The organism is Yersinia aldovae 670-83, from assembly GCF_000834395.1.
Lineage (GTDB): Bacteria > Pseudomonadota > Gammaproteobacteria > Enterobacterales > Enterobacteriaceae > Yersinia > Yersinia aldovae.
Genome location: NZ_CP009781.1, coordinates 3,558,563 through 3,570,760, shown reverse-complemented (window position 1 = coordinate 3,570,760; position 12,198 = coordinate 3,558,563). Strand labels below are relative to the sequence as shown.

Below are 12,198 nucleotides of genomic sequence, written 5' to 3'. Positions count from 1 at the left end.
CCAGCCTAATGATTAATACCGTTGATAAAACTAGCTTTCGGCGTCTGTTTTTTGCCCTGACACTACCTGATGCCTTGCAACAAAATATGGTGCAATGGCGAGCAGATAACTTCCCGCCACAAGCTGGCCGCCCTATTGCTGCGGCTAACCTTCACCTGACACTGGCGTTTCTCGGTGAGGTCAGTGACGCGAAAGCACAGGTATTGCAACAACAAGCCGGGCGCATCAGTCAGTCTGGTTTTAATGTCACATTGGATGATATCGGCCACTGGCCCGGCTCCGGCGTGGTGTGGTTGGGTTGTAAAAATCCCCCGCGCGGACTGTTACAGTTGGCTCAGTTACTGCGTTCGCAAGCAGCGCGCAGTGGCTGTTACCAAACACCACTGCCTTTTCATCCCCATGTCACCTTATTCCGCGGAGCTATTCGCCCCGTCGCCATTCCGGCCAGAACCACAAATGAAATTTTCCCTGTGAATTCTTTTTCACTGTATGAATCCGTCTTCGCCCGAGGCCGCACCCGCTATAAAATAGTGCAAAGTTGGCCGCTGGCTGCCCGTGAGGAAAAGGAAATTTAATGCTGTTTGACACCAAATTGTTATCTTTTAACCCAAGGTTACAGCCAGCCACACTTATTAAGCGGTATAAACGCTTTTTAGCTGATATTGTGACGCCCGCCGGAGAAGCGTTGACCATTCATTGCGCTAATACAGGAGCAATGACCGGCTGTGCAACTCCAGGGGATACGGTCTGGTACTCAACATCGGACAATCCGAAACGGAAATATCCCCACAGTTGGGAGCTAACTCAAACCCAAACCGGTGATTGGATTTGCGTAAATACTCTACGTGCCAATGAGTTAGCTAGTTTAGCGATAGATAATAACCAGCTAATTGAATTATCTGGTTACACTTCTGTCAAAAGAGAGATTAAATATGGGGATGAGAACAGCCGTATAGACTTGTTATTACAGGCAGAAAATAGGTCTAACTGCTATATTGAAGTCAAGTCGGTGACCTTATTACAACAACACTGTGGGTATTTCCCAGATGCTGTCACTCTGCGAGGGCAAAAGCATCTTAGAGAACTACAAAGCATGGTTGCCCACGGTCACCGGGCAGTACTTTTTTTTGCCGTATTGCATACGGGTATCAGACAAGTCTCTGCGGCCCGACACATTGACAGTCGCTATGCAGAATTGCTGGCTCAGGCTCAGCAAGCAGGAGTGGAGGTTATTTGTTATGGTTTTCAACTATCGCCTGACGGTATTGCGCTGGATGCCCGTTTACCGCTATTACTGGACGAAACGCTCTAACCAATAAGCGCTGAATTAAAGAAGCGATTATTGCATTGAGTGGCTCGCCAAATACGCCTTCCTTCACATCATTGTCAAGCAGGCGACAGGAATAATTGCCAACCTACCTTCCTTCTGTTATTTATAGCGGCCTGATTTTTCCCCCTATTGGGGATTTCGAAAGTGCGTATGATTGTAGGAGAAGCATCATGCAAGAAGGGCAAAAACGTAAAACCTCGTCCTTGAGCATTCTCGCCATCGCTGGGGTAGAACCATACCAAGAGAAGCCAGGCGAAGAGTATATGAACGCCGCCCAGTTGTCGCATTTCAAGCTGATTCTTGAAGCATGGCGCAACCAGCTCAGGGATGAAGTAGATCGTACTGTATCGCATATGCAAGACGAAGCTGCTAATTTCCCAGATCCGGTAGACCGTGCGGCACAGGAAGAAGAGTTCAGTCTTGAACTGCGTAACCGCGACCGCGAGCGTAAACTGATTAAAAAGATCGAGAAAACGCTGAAGAAAGTCGAGGATGACGATTTCGGTTTCTGCGAGTCTTGTGGCGTAGAAATTGGGATTCGCCGTCTGGAAGCACGGCCAACTGCAGATTTATGCATTGACTGTAAAACTCTTGCCGAAATCCGCGAAAAGCAGATGGCAGGCTAAATACAGCAATAATCTGTATATCCAAAGAAGTTGGAGCTATAGGTGGCAGCAAGCAAATGACAAATTGGTTGTAAACCATTTTGAACAGTGCTGGCCCCAGGGTGAGCCTCTGATGAGGCTCATAATCCCGGTGAGCTTACTCAAGTAAGTTGATTCGGATGAGAGAGCGTTGCTAACAACCCTACAGCTCCAAATACCAAGGATATGACACGGTGCCTGAGTCACCTCCGGCACCGTATTTATCACGTTGGATCTCCCTTCCCTTTTATGTCCGAAAATATCAATGCTCGACAGTCAGGCTATGTAGGGCGCTTTGCACCCTCTCCGTCAGGTGATTTGCATTTCGGTTCGCTGATTGCCGCACTCGGTAGCTACCTGCAAGCCCGTGCCCAAGGCGGGAGCTGGCTGGTACGTATTGAAGATATTGATCCCCCGCGTGAAATCCCTGGCGCTGCCGCCCGTATTTTGGCCGCATTAGACCATTATGGCCTGCACTGGGATGGCCCGATTATCTATCAATCACAGCGTCATGACGCTTATCGTGCCACCCTTAATTGGTTGAAGCAGCAAGGATTAAGTTATTACTGCACCTGCACCCGCAGCAGAATCCAACACCTTGGAGGCTTCTACGACGGCCATTGTCGTGATCGCCATTTGCCCGCGCATGGGGCCGCCATTCGTTTACGACAGACTCAGCCGATTTACGCCTTTTGTGATAAATTACTGGGTGAACTGTATGCAGAACCCGCGCTGGCCGAAGAGGATTTTATTATTCGTCGCCGTGATGGGTTGTTCGCTTATAATCTGGCAGTAGTGGTTGACGATGCTTTTCAAGGGGTGACTGAAGTGGTGCGCGGGGCTGATTTGATTGAACCGACAGTTCGCCAGATAGCCCTTTATCAGCAGTTGCAGCAGCCGGCCCCCAGCTACTTACACCTGCCGCTGGCGCTCAATAATGAGGGTAATAAGCTTTCCAAGCAGAATCATGCTATACCGCTGCCGAATGGCGATCCACGGCCCGTTTTAGTTGATGCGCTGAAGTTTTTGCGTCAACCCTTGCCAGAATGCTGGCAAGATCTTGATTTGCCGTTATTATTACGTTTTGCAGTCGAACATTGGACGCTGGCCTCAATCCCGCGTCAGGGGGCGATAGCCCCCATTGAAAACACAACAGCATTCTCAAAAGAAGCACGGTGAGCTATGATTAGCCGCTGTTTTTCTGTAGTTCTGTTATTTATTAGCCACTATCGAGGTGTACCATTTTTACCCGAGTAGCCAACTTTTGCCGTAAGGTACTGATTCGCGATGACAAAAATGTCCGCGAAGACAAAACTGTCCGTGACAATGCGGCCCGTGATAACAGTGCCTGTAAAGATAAAGTGCCCGGTGAAGATAACGTGGCGCGCAAAGAGAGAAGGCCCACCAGAACAAATACCGGCCACAAAAGTCATGCTGTGCCCTCTTCACAACAGAGTTCGATGACGATTATTCCGCGAGATCAACACAATATTTCTCGCAGAGATATCAGCGATAATGCGCTGAAGGTTCTTTATCGCCTGAATAAATCGGGCTATGAAGCCTATCTGGTGGGCGGCGGTGTCCGTGATCTATTGCTGGGCAAGAAACCTAAAGATTTTGATATCACCACCAGCGCCACTCCAGAACAGGTACGAAAGCTGTTTCGCAACTGCCGTCTGGTGGGCCGTCGTTTCCGTTTGGCTCATGTGATGTTCGGCCCGGAAATCATTGAAGTCGCGACTTTCCGTGGTCACCATGAACAACAACCTGCGGAAGATAGCGACAAGAATTCTTCTCAGCAGGCGCAAAATGGTATGCTGCTGCGCGATAATATCTTCGGTACGATTGAAGATGATGCCCAACGCCGCGATTTCACCATTAACAGCCTGTATTACGGTATTTCTGATTTTGCATTGCGCGATTACACCGGCGGTTTGCGTGATCTGAAAGCAGGCATTATCCGTCTAATTGGCTCTCCTGAAACCCGCTACCGTGAAGATCCAGTGCGGATGCTGCGTGCTGTTCGTTTTGCCGCAAAACTTGATATGACTCTTAGCCCAGAAACTGCCGAGCCGATCCCACGTCTGGCCTCCTTGCTACGCGAAATCCCGCCCGCCCGCCTGTTTGAAGAATCGCTTAAACTGCTGCAATCGGGTTATGGCTATAAAACCTATCTGAAACTGTGTGAATATCAGCTATTTCAGCCCCTATTCCCACTGATTGCGCGTCACTTCACCGAAGAGCATGACTCGCCGATGGAACGCATCCTGGAACAGGTGCTGAAAAATACCGACCACCGTTTGCATAATGATCAACGCGTCAATCCAGCATTCTTATTTGCCGCTATGCTTTGGTATCCATTGATCGAACATGCGCAGAAATTGACGCAGGAAAGCGGCCTGGCATATTACGATGCTTTTGCATTGGCAATGAATGATGTGCTGGATGAAGAGTGCCGTTCGTTGGCGATTCCAAAGCGTATTACCTCGCTGGTGCGGGATATCTGGTTACTGCAACTGCGCCTGTCGCGTCGTCAGGGCAAACGGGCACATAAACTGATGGAGCATCCAAAGTTCCGTGCCGCTTATGACCTACTGTTGCTGCGTTCCGAAGTGGAAAAAAACCATGAGTTGCAGCGCCTGGCACAGTGGTGGGGAGAATTCCAGGAAGCTACGCCACTGCAACAGAAAAACATGCTAAATACATTAGGTGCGGATCCGGCACCACGGCGTTCACGTCCTCGCCGCCCACGGAAACCGGCACCACGTAAAGAAGGGGCATAATTCGCATCATGAACCGGGTCTATATCGCGCTGGGCAGTAACCAGTCCATGCCACTGCAACAGGTCAAAACGGCGTTGGAAGCGTTGGAGTATCTGCCGCGCACCCGGTTAGTGGCGTGTTCGCCGTTTTATCGCACCAAGCCGTTAGGCCCGCAAGATCAACCCGATTTCCTTAATGCTGTGGTGGCGTTAGATACTGACCTCCCGCCAGAGCAATTGTTAGACCACACGCAGGCGATTGAACGTAACCAAGGGCGGGTGAGGAAAGAACAGCGCTGGGGGCCACGCACGCTGGATCTGGATATCATGCTGTATGGCTCACTGGTGATTAAAACCGATCGCCTTACTGTGCCACACTATGGTTTGAAAGAGCGCGAATTTATGCTCTACCCGTTGGCAGATATTGCACCTGATCTTATTTTCCCCGATGGCGAAGCGTTATCTGAATGCCTTAAACGGATAGATAAAAACGGTTTGGTGCTTTGGTAATCCCGCATCGCCACTACTTCTCTCTCACTTTTCTTTATTGTATATTTTAGCCAACCCCACATCTTAATATTTTCACCGAGTAAACGTCGCTATCCTAATGATTATAAAAATAAAATAGCACTGCTCGCCGTGGTGCTAAGGTTGCAGTAGAATGATATACAGTTAATCTTATATTCACGACGAATAACCTCACCGTTATTAGTCTATCCGCCTGTTTATAAAGTAGATAACTTTATAAACAGGACGACTTCAGGAGACAGAGTGATGAAAGCCACCACCATAAGCCACTTACGCCAACGGAAGCTTGAGCTGCGTAAGTTTGCAACACTGACTGCCTATGATGCCAGTTTTGCCCAGTTATTCGTCGAGCAGGGCATCGACGTGCTGCTGGTAGGGGATTCACTCGGAATGACGCTGCAAGGGTTCGATTCTACCCTGCCAGTCACCGTTGCTGATGTGGCTTATCATACCCGTGCGGTGCGCCGTGGTGCGCCTCATTGCCTGTTATTAGCTGATATGCCGTTTATGAGTTACGCCACACCCGAGCTGACCTTTACCCACGCCGCCGAGCTGATGCGTGCCGGGGCTAATATGGTAAAACTGGAGGGGGGAAGTTGGCTGTGCGACACGATTCGAATGCTTACGGAGCGTGCCGTACCGGTGTGTGGGCATTTGGGGTTAACCCCACAATCCGTTAATGTTTTTGGTGGCTACAAAGTTCAGGGCCGAGAAGAAGTTGCGGCGAATCAGCTACTAAAAGATGCGCTGGCGCTTGAAAATGCCGGGGCGCAATTACTGGTACTGGAATGCGTGCCGGTAGAGCTGGCGCAGAGAGTAACTGAAGAGCTAGCGATCCCCGTGATAGGCATTGGTGCTGGTAATGTAACCGACGGTCAAATTCTGGTTATGCATGATGCGCTGGGGATTACCTGCGGCCATACCCCTAAATTTAGCAAGAACTTCCTGGCGCAAAGTGCAGGTGATATTCGCGCTGCCATCAAGCTCTATATTCAAGAAGTTGAGAGCGGTGTGTATCCGGCAGAAGAGCACACATTCCAGTAAGTTATTATGATAAGAAATTCATTACCGGAGAAGAGAATGCTGATAATTGAAACTCTGCCGCTGCTGCGCCAGCAAATTCGCCGCTGGCGGCAGAAAGGCAAGCGAGTTGCTCTGGTTCCCACGATGGGCAATCTACACGAAGGTCATATGACATTAGTGGAAGATGCCAGAACCCGTGCCGATGTGGTGGTAGTGAGTATTTTTGTCAATCCGCTGCAATTTGAACGCCCGGATGACTTAGCCTGCTACCCACGCACCTTGCAGGAAGATTGTGAAAAACTGACTCGCCACGGTGTGGATTTGGTCTTCGCACCGGCTGCCGCAGATATTTATCCAGCCGGTCTGGAAAGCCAAACCTATGTCGACGTCCCGGCACTCTCTACCATTTTAGAAGGTGCCAGCCGCCCCGGTCACTTCCGTGGTGTATCGACAATCGTCAGCAAACTGTTCAATCTGGTTCAGCCGGATGTGGCCTGTTTTGGCGAAAAAGATTATCAGCAGCTTGCACTTATCCGCAAAATGGTGGCGGATATGGGCTATGACATCAATATCGTTGGTGTGCCGATTGTACGCGCTAAAGACGGCTTGGCGCTAAGCTCCCGCAACGGTTACCTCACCGCTGAAGAGCGTAAAATCGCGCCACAGCTGTGTAAGATAATGCGTGCGCTGGCAGATAAATTGATGATAGGCGAACGGCAGATTGGTGATTTGTTGGAAGATACCGCAGAGCAATTGCAAAGCGCTGGTTTCACTCCAGATGAGCTGTTTATCCGCGATGCCAACACCTTACAGCCTCTGACTGTTGACAGCAAACAAGCGGTTATTTTGATGGCAGCCTGGCTGGGTAAAGCGCGGCTAATTGATAATCAACAAGTTGATTTGCGAAGCTGATATCTCAATCCGGTTCCCCCAGAGCTGGCTATGGCGTCACCGTATTTGTCTTTAAATGAACAATCCCTACAGGATTAAAGTCAGCCATAGACAAGTTGCATAAAATCAGCAAAACTGAGCCGCACACTTTATTCGTAGGTGGTTGAGCCTCCCTTGTATCAGTAGATTATAGGGTCTGGCACCAGATTTAATCAGGGTCAAAGGTAAGAGTTATGATACGCACTATGTTGCAAGGCAAACTGCACCGGGTCAAAGTCACTCAAGCTGATTTGCACTATGAAGGTTCCTGCGCCATCGATCAGGATTTCCTGGAAGCCGCCGGTATCCTTGAATACGAAGCTATTGATATTTATAACGTTGATAATGGTCAGCGTTTTTCCACTTATGCTATTGCCGCCGAGCGTGGTTCACGGATTATCTCGGTAAATGGTGCAGCAGCGCGTTGCGCGTGTGTCGGCGATAAACTGATCATCTGTTCTTATGTACAGATGTCTGATGCTGATGCCCGTCTGCACCGCCCGAAAGTGGCCTATTTTGAAGGCCAGAATGCGTTGCTGCGTAAGGCCAAAGCGGTGCCGGTTCAAGTCGCTTAACCCCTTCCGTGCTTGACCTTGCCCCAATAGAAAAGGCGCTTAACTAAAGCGCCTTTTTCATATATTAATGTCACGATATGAAACGACTAATCAGACTCCATCTCAACCGAAGGTGCTTTGACAGCTACCGGGCCTGGCTCATTGGCGATACGTTCCGCCATTGTCGGTATTGAATCGGTACGCAAAATATAAAGCCGCTTAAGCGTAAACGGATTATCGCCCGGTTTAACCTTGCCTTGCATGGTGGTCACCGCCAGATGGAAACCGGCACTCTTCGCTGCATTAATCGCTGTTTGGTTAAAACCACCAAAGGGATATGACAGAAAAATCACATGCGGATTAAACTGTGATAATGCCCGCCGTGAATGTTCAAAATCAAAAACGATATTATGGTAAGAGCGGCTCAATAAAATAGGATTACGTTTATTATCAGTCCGGTGTAGAAAATGCGTATGCGACTGAATATCAAATACATCCTGAATCTCTTTCAGTTCTGAGATACTCATAAACTGTAAAGTGTCCGGGTTCCACTTCTGCGGATGGCGCTTAATACGTGATGAGATAATAAACGCCGTGGCCCGGAAACCATTCTCTTTCAATATCGGATAAGCATAGCGATGAACCGATTTAAGGCCATCGTCAAATGTCAGCACAACCACTTTGGCTGGCAGATTAATCTGGTTGTTGAGATAACCTTCAAGCTGATAGAGAGAAATGGTGTCATAACCCGCCTGCTTGAGATAGGCCATCTGATTACTGAACGCCACATCTGAAGTCGTCGTTGATGTATTCCGAAAACGTTTGTTCTCTTCATTCTTCAACATGTGGTGATAAGTCAGAATAGGAATACCATTGTCTATCTCAGCATCGGCGCTACTGATATAGCCCAGACGATCGCCAATATTGACCTGATACCAGGTGCTATTAAGCCGGTCTTTTAATTTACCCACAATTGGGTAGCGCAGATTATCTGCCAAAGTGCCAAATTGCTCACTGCGCACATCTGGGGCCAAATAAACATGCGTTTCACGCTTAATCAGAATATTTTGATTTGGTAATGGTTTATTCAAATCACCCAGGAAATCGTTACTTTTTCGTGCCTTAGTGATATCGCGTAAATCATCTTTATCAATAAAACCAATGCCATTACCAAATTTGAACTCATAATATTCTGCCGCAGCAGGATATATTTGAATCAGTTGATCTTCTTTAATTTCACCGACCGGGATCACCCGTTCACCGACCAGCGAATAAACTTCGCTGTCGCGTTCTGCAACCATATATCTGGGCGTGAGGATCGATTCGTTTGGTAAGAGATCTGCATAGGCTGCCGGTATCATTACCGACATGACAATACTGAGTAGCATCCCAATAGCTATTCTGTTTTTATGCCACATTATCGTTCTACTTATGCGCTTTCGGCGCTGAATTGAAAAGGGAGAATCTGGTGCGCCAGCATAGCACGAGACGCAGGACGTTGAGAAAGAGGATATTGAATGGCGACATTATTTCTTACGACAAAATTCCAGCATTAACAACAATTAACTAACTAACTAACTAATGATTTACGAGTGAACCTTAGAATGCGATCCAAAGTCATTGACGTTGCAGAGGTGCGCATAGCCAACACCGCTGCAACATCTAGCCCGAAGAGCATCCCCAAAGTCATTGGCGTTACAGCAAGGCGGCAAGTCAACGCATCCCGATGAGCTTACATCAGTAAGTGATTCGGGTAAGTGAACGTAGCCAACACCGCTGTAGCGCCAAGGCCGCAGGGGATTAGGTACGTAGGCCGCGACCACGCTCTATCAAATACCAAGCCCACGCATAAAATATCGCGATGAAAACGACTAAAACGCCAATGGTCAACACCAGTGGTACATCGGTAATTCCGAGGAACCCATAACGGAATCCACTGATCATGTAGACGATAGGGTTAAGTTTTGACACCGCCTGCCAGAACGGGGGCAATAAGGATAACGAGTAAAATACCCCGCCCAGATAAGTCAAGGGAGTCAGCACAAAGGTGGGAACCAGGCTGATATCATCAAACGTCTTGGCAAACACCGCATTCAGTAATCCACCGAGGGAAAATAGAATTGCCGTCAGCATTAATGTCAGCGCAATCATTGACCAGGAGTGGACATGCAGTGGCACAAAGAACAATGAGATAATCGTCACCAAAATGCCCACACAAATCCCACGCGCCACGCCACCACCCACATAACCCACAATCACGATATGGGTGGGAACTGGCGCAACCAACAGCTCTTCAATACTGCGCTGGAACTTCGCACCATAAAAAGAGGCGGCAACGTTGGCATAAGAGTTCGTGATCACTGCCATCATAATCAGGCCGGGGACAATAAACTGCATATAATCAAAACCGCCCATATCACCAATTCGGGAACCAATCAGGTTACCGAAAATGACGAAATAGAGCGACATGGTAATGACCGGCGGCACTAATGTTTGGACCCAGATACGGGCAAAACGCGTGATCTCTTTGATCCAAATACTCTGCAATGCTATCCAATACAAGCGGGTCATGCTTTATCTCCCCCGTTGCCATTAACCAAGTTAACAAATAGCTCTTCCAGGCGATTAGCCTTATTACGCATACTTTGTACCTGAATTCCTTGTGCGTTCAGTTGGCTGAATAACCCATTCAGACCTTGCTCACGCTTAACATCCACTTCCAAAGTTGAGGTGTCGGTCAGACGATAGCCATAGCCTTCCAGTTTCGGTAGCGGGCTTTTCACGCCAATATCAAAAATAAAAGTTTCTGACTCAAGCTTGCCAAGCAACTGTTTCATAGTGGTATTTTCTACCAGATTGCCATTTTGGATAATACCGATATTGCGGCACAGCATCTCTGCCTCTTCCAGATAATGGGTAGTCAGAATGATGGTGGTTCCCTGCGCATTCAGCTCTTTCAGGAAGCCCCACATGGAGCGGCGTAACTCAATATCCACCCCAGCAGTCGGCTCATCGAGGATGAGTAACTTAGGTTCATGCATCAGCGCACGCGCAATCATCAAACGGCGCTTCATCCCACCGGAGAGACGAATAGCCCGCTCATTGCGTTTACTCCATAAATCTAATTGAGTGAGGTACTTTTCCGCTCGTTGCATCGCTTCGCGGCGGGTGACACCGTAATATCCCGCCTGCGTGACAACAATCTGTAACACCGTCTCAAACGGGTTAAAGTTGAATTCTTGTGGCACTAATCCGAGCTGGCGTTTGGCATTTACGATGTCATTATCAATATCGTAACCAAAAACCTGTACCTTACCGGATGTTTTATTCACCAATGAACTGATAATACCGATGGTGGTGGATTTACCTGCGCCGTTTGGCCCAAGTAAAGCATAAAAATCGCCTGCCTCTACGTGCAAGTCAATGCCATGCAGTGCCTGAACGCCACCTGCATAGGTTTTGGTCAGTTGCGTTATTTCCAGTGCATATGTCATAAGTAAAAAAGAACCTTATTCTATGAAGCCCCCAGCGGTCACAGCACGTCCGTGGCTTGCATAACCCTCCCTGTCAGGGCAAGTTACGGGGGCAGGAGAAGCAGTTAGATACAGAGAAGATGTTGCGCAGATAAAAAGGTGCGATCAACAGGGCCACTGTTCCGATTTCAAAATCGTGATCCTTATCGTATATTATCCTATCGCAATCCATTCATTACAGGCTATTTACACTAATGGAAGAAACAAAGAAGCTCCTCGCGAATAATGACGTCTGGTCAAAAGCCATCAGTAAAGACGATCCCAGTTTTTTTGAACATCTTGCGAAAGCCCAGAAGCCACGGTTCCTGTGGATTGGCTGTTCAGATAGCCGCGTCCCGGCAGAAGAATTGACTGGCCTGAAAGCAGGTGAATTATTTGTTCACCGTAATGTTGCCAATCTGGTTATCCATACCGACCTAAACTGTCTATCAGTGGTGCAATACGCCATTGATGTTTTACAGGTCGAGCATATCATTATCTGTGGTCACCTGGGCTGTGGTGGTGTTGAAGCTGCCATTAAAGGCGATGAAATGGGCCTTATTGATAACTGGTTGCTGCATATCCGCGATCTTTGGTACAAACACAGCTCACTGCTAGGCCAGTTTCCACCTGAAGAGCGTAGCAATATGTTATGCAAACTCAACGTAGTGGAACAAGTGTATAACTTAGGTCATTCGACTATTGTTCGCTCCGCCTGGAAGCGCGGACAGAAAGCCATGATTCACGGCTGGGTCTATGGTATAGAGAACGGCCTGCTGAAGGATTTAGAAGTCTCCGCTACCAACATGGAGAAACTTGAACAAGTGTACCGAAAAGCTATGGCGGAGTTATTGCCTAAAGAACCTAAAGAACCTAAAGAACCTAAAGAAGGCTAAGCTAGCTGTTATGGGAGGGT

14 protein-coding genes are annotated in these 12,198 nt (G+C 48.2%); 10 read left to right on the top strand and 4 right to left on the bottom strand.

Annotated elements, in window-relative coordinates; all coding sequences use genetic code 11:
• Window positions 1-8 precede the first annotated feature (8 nt).
• The 4 genes from thpR (at window position 9) to gluQRS (ending at window position 3,153) form a co-directional block, all read left to right on the top strand.
• Window positions 9-575 carry an RNA 2',3'-cyclic phosphodiesterase gene (gene thpR / locus AT01_RS16040; RefSeq protein ID WP_042547850.1) on the top strand — a complete coding sequence of 189 codons (567 nt, stop codon included), beginning with the start codon at window positions 9-11 and terminating at the stop codon, window positions 573-575.
• Complete coding sequence (gene sfsA / locus AT01_RS16035) at window positions 575-1,312, top strand: DNA/RNA nuclease SfsA (protein WP_004704266.1); 738 nt, start codon at window positions 575-577, stop codon at window positions 1,310-1,312. The genes thpR and sfsA overlap by 1 nt, the downstream gene beginning before the upstream one ends.
• Window positions 1,313-1,500: 188 nt before the next feature.
• Entirely contained in the window at window positions 1,501-1,956 is a 456-nt protein-coding gene (gene dksA / locus AT01_RS16030; protein WP_002209354.1) for an RNA polymerase-binding protein DksA, read from the top strand.
• 267 nt (window positions 1,957-2,223) lie between these two features.
• On the top strand, window positions 2,224-3,153 hold the full coding sequence (gene gluQRS, locus AT01_RS16025; protein WP_042547849.1) for a tRNA glutamyl-Q(34) synthetase GluQRS: 930 nt from the start codon (window positions 2,224-2,226) through the stop codon (window positions 3,151-3,153).
• Between the two features lie 47 nt (window positions 3,154-3,200).
• Here the strand turns inward: gluQRS and AT01_RS22365 are convergent, their stop codons facing one another.
• Entirely contained in the window at window positions 3,201-3,407 is a 207-nt protein-coding gene (locus AT01_RS22365) for a hypothetical protein (RefSeq protein WP_042548667.1), read from the bottom strand.
• A 27-nt stretch (window positions 3,408-3,434) separates the two neighbouring features.
• Between AT01_RS22365 and pcnB the strand changes: the two genes are divergently transcribed.
• The 5 genes from pcnB (at window position 3,435) to panD (ending at window position 7,791) form a co-directional block, all read left to right on the top strand.
• On the top strand, window positions 3,435-4,757 hold the full coding sequence (gene pcnB / locus AT01_RS16015; RefSeq protein WP_231583110.1) for a polynucleotide adenylyltransferase PcnB: 1,323 nt from the start codon (window positions 3,435-3,437) through the stop codon (window positions 4,755-4,757).
• 8 nt (window positions 4,758-4,765) lie between these two features.
• A complete protein-coding gene (gene folK, locus AT01_RS16010; protein WP_042547847.1) occupies window positions 4,766-5,245 on the top strand; it encodes a 2-amino-4-hydroxy-6-hydroxymethyldihydropteridine diphosphokinase in 480 nt (159 codons plus the stop codon).
• Between the two features lie 264 nt (window positions 5,246-5,509).
• Window positions 5,510-6,307: a 3-methyl-2-oxobutanoate hydroxymethyltransferase gene (gene panB, locus AT01_RS16005; RefSeq protein ID WP_042547846.1), complete on the top strand. Its 798-nt coding sequence runs from the start codon at window positions 5,510-5,512 to the stop codon at window positions 6,305-6,307.
• Window positions 6,308-6,343: 36 nt separating this feature from the next.
• A complete protein-coding gene (gene panC / locus AT01_RS16000) occupies window positions 6,344-7,198 on the top strand; it encodes a pantoate--beta-alanine ligase (RefSeq protein ID WP_042547845.1) in 855 nt (284 codons plus the stop codon).
• A 212-nt stretch (window positions 7,199-7,410) separates the two neighbouring features.
• Complete coding sequence (gene panD, locus AT01_RS15995; RefSeq protein ID WP_042547844.1) at window positions 7,411-7,791, top strand: aspartate 1-decarboxylase; 381 nt, start codon at window positions 7,411-7,413, stop codon at window positions 7,789-7,791.
• An 86-nt stretch (window positions 7,792-7,877) separates the two neighbouring features.
• On the opposite strand, the gene AT01_RS15990 is transcribed toward panD, so the two are convergent.
• The 3 genes from AT01_RS15990 to AT01_RS15980 form a co-directional block, all read right to left on the bottom strand.
• Window positions 7,878-9,188, bottom strand: a complete 1,311-nt coding sequence (locus AT01_RS15990; RefSeq protein ID WP_042547843.1) for a polysaccharide deacetylase family protein — start codon at window positions 9,186-9,188, stop codon at window positions 7,878-7,880.
• 382 nt (window positions 9,189-9,570) lie between these two features.
• Window positions 9,571-10,341, bottom strand: a complete 771-nt coding sequence (locus AT01_RS15985) for an ABC transporter permease (protein ID WP_042547842.1) — start codon at window positions 10,339-10,341, stop codon at window positions 9,571-9,573.
• The gene (locus tag AT01_RS15980) at window positions 10,338-11,264 is read right to left on the bottom strand and encodes an ABC transporter ATP-binding protein (protein ID WP_042547841.1); all 927 of its coding nucleotides are present in this window, start codon (window positions 11,262-11,264) and stop codon (window positions 10,338-10,340) included. The genes AT01_RS15985 and AT01_RS15980 overlap by 4 nt, the downstream gene beginning before the upstream one ends.
• Window positions 11,265-11,497: 233 nt before the next feature.
• Here AT01_RS15980 and can point away from each other — a divergent pair, with 233 nt between their 5' ends.
• Window positions 11,498-12,178 (top strand): carbonate dehydratase, encoded by a 681-nt coding sequence (gene can, locus AT01_RS15975; protein ID WP_042547840.1) that lies wholly within the window; start codon window positions 11,498-11,500, stop codon window positions 12,176-12,178.
• The last annotated feature ends 20 nt before the right edge of the window (window positions 12,179-12,198 follow it).

What these genes read in the sequence shown, in the direction of transcription:
- thpR (WP_042547850.1), top strand. Translation starts at nt 9, where the DNA reads ATGATTAATACCGTTGATAAAACTAGCTTTCGGCGTCTGTTTTTTGCC.
- sfsA (WP_004704266.1), top strand. Translation starts at nt 575, where the DNA reads ATGCTGTTTGACACCAAATTGTTATCTTTTAACCCAAGGTTACAGCCA.
- dksA (WP_002209354.1), top strand. Translation starts at nt 1,501, where the DNA reads ATGCAAGAAGGGCAAAAACGTAAAACCTCGTCCTTGAGCATTCTCGCC.
- gluQRS (WP_042547849.1), top strand. Translation starts at nt 2,224, where the DNA reads ATGTCCGAAAATATCAATGCTCGACAGTCAGGCTATGTAGGGCGCTTT.
- AT01_RS22365 (WP_042548667.1), bottom strand. Translation starts at nt 3,407, where the DNA reads ATGACTTTTGTGGCCGGTATTTGTTCTGGTGGGCCTTCTCTCTTTGCG.
- pcnB (WP_231583110.1), top strand. Translation starts at nt 3,435, where the DNA reads ATGACGATTATTCCGCGAGATCAACACAATATTTCTCGCAGAGATATC.
- folK (WP_042547847.1), top strand. Translation starts at nt 4,766, where the DNA reads ATGAACCGGGTCTATATCGCGCTGGGCAGTAACCAGTCCATGCCACTG.
- panB (WP_042547846.1), top strand. Translation starts at nt 5,510, where the DNA reads ATGAAAGCCACCACCATAAGCCACTTACGCCAACGGAAGCTTGAGCTG.
- panC (WP_042547845.1), top strand. Translation starts at nt 6,344, where the DNA reads ATGCTGATAATTGAAACTCTGCCGCTGCTGCGCCAGCAAATTCGCCGC.
- panD (WP_042547844.1), top strand. Translation starts at nt 7,411, where the DNA reads ATGATACGCACTATGTTGCAAGGCAAACTGCACCGGGTCAAAGTCACT.
- AT01_RS15990 (WP_042547843.1), bottom strand. Translation starts at nt 9,188, where the DNA reads ATGTGGCATAAAAACAGAATAGCTATTGGGATGCTACTCAGTATTGTC.
- AT01_RS15985 (WP_042547842.1), bottom strand. Translation starts at nt 10,341, where the DNA reads ATGACCCGCTTGTATTGGATAGCATTGCAGAGTATTTGGATCAAAGAG.
- AT01_RS15980 (WP_042547841.1), bottom strand. Translation starts at nt 11,264, where the DNA reads ATGACATATGCACTGGAAATAACGCAACTGACCAAAACCTATGCAGGT.
- can (WP_042547840.1), top strand. Translation starts at nt 11,498, where the DNA reads ATGGAAGAAACAAAGAAGCTCCTCGCGAATAATGACGTCTGGTCAAAA.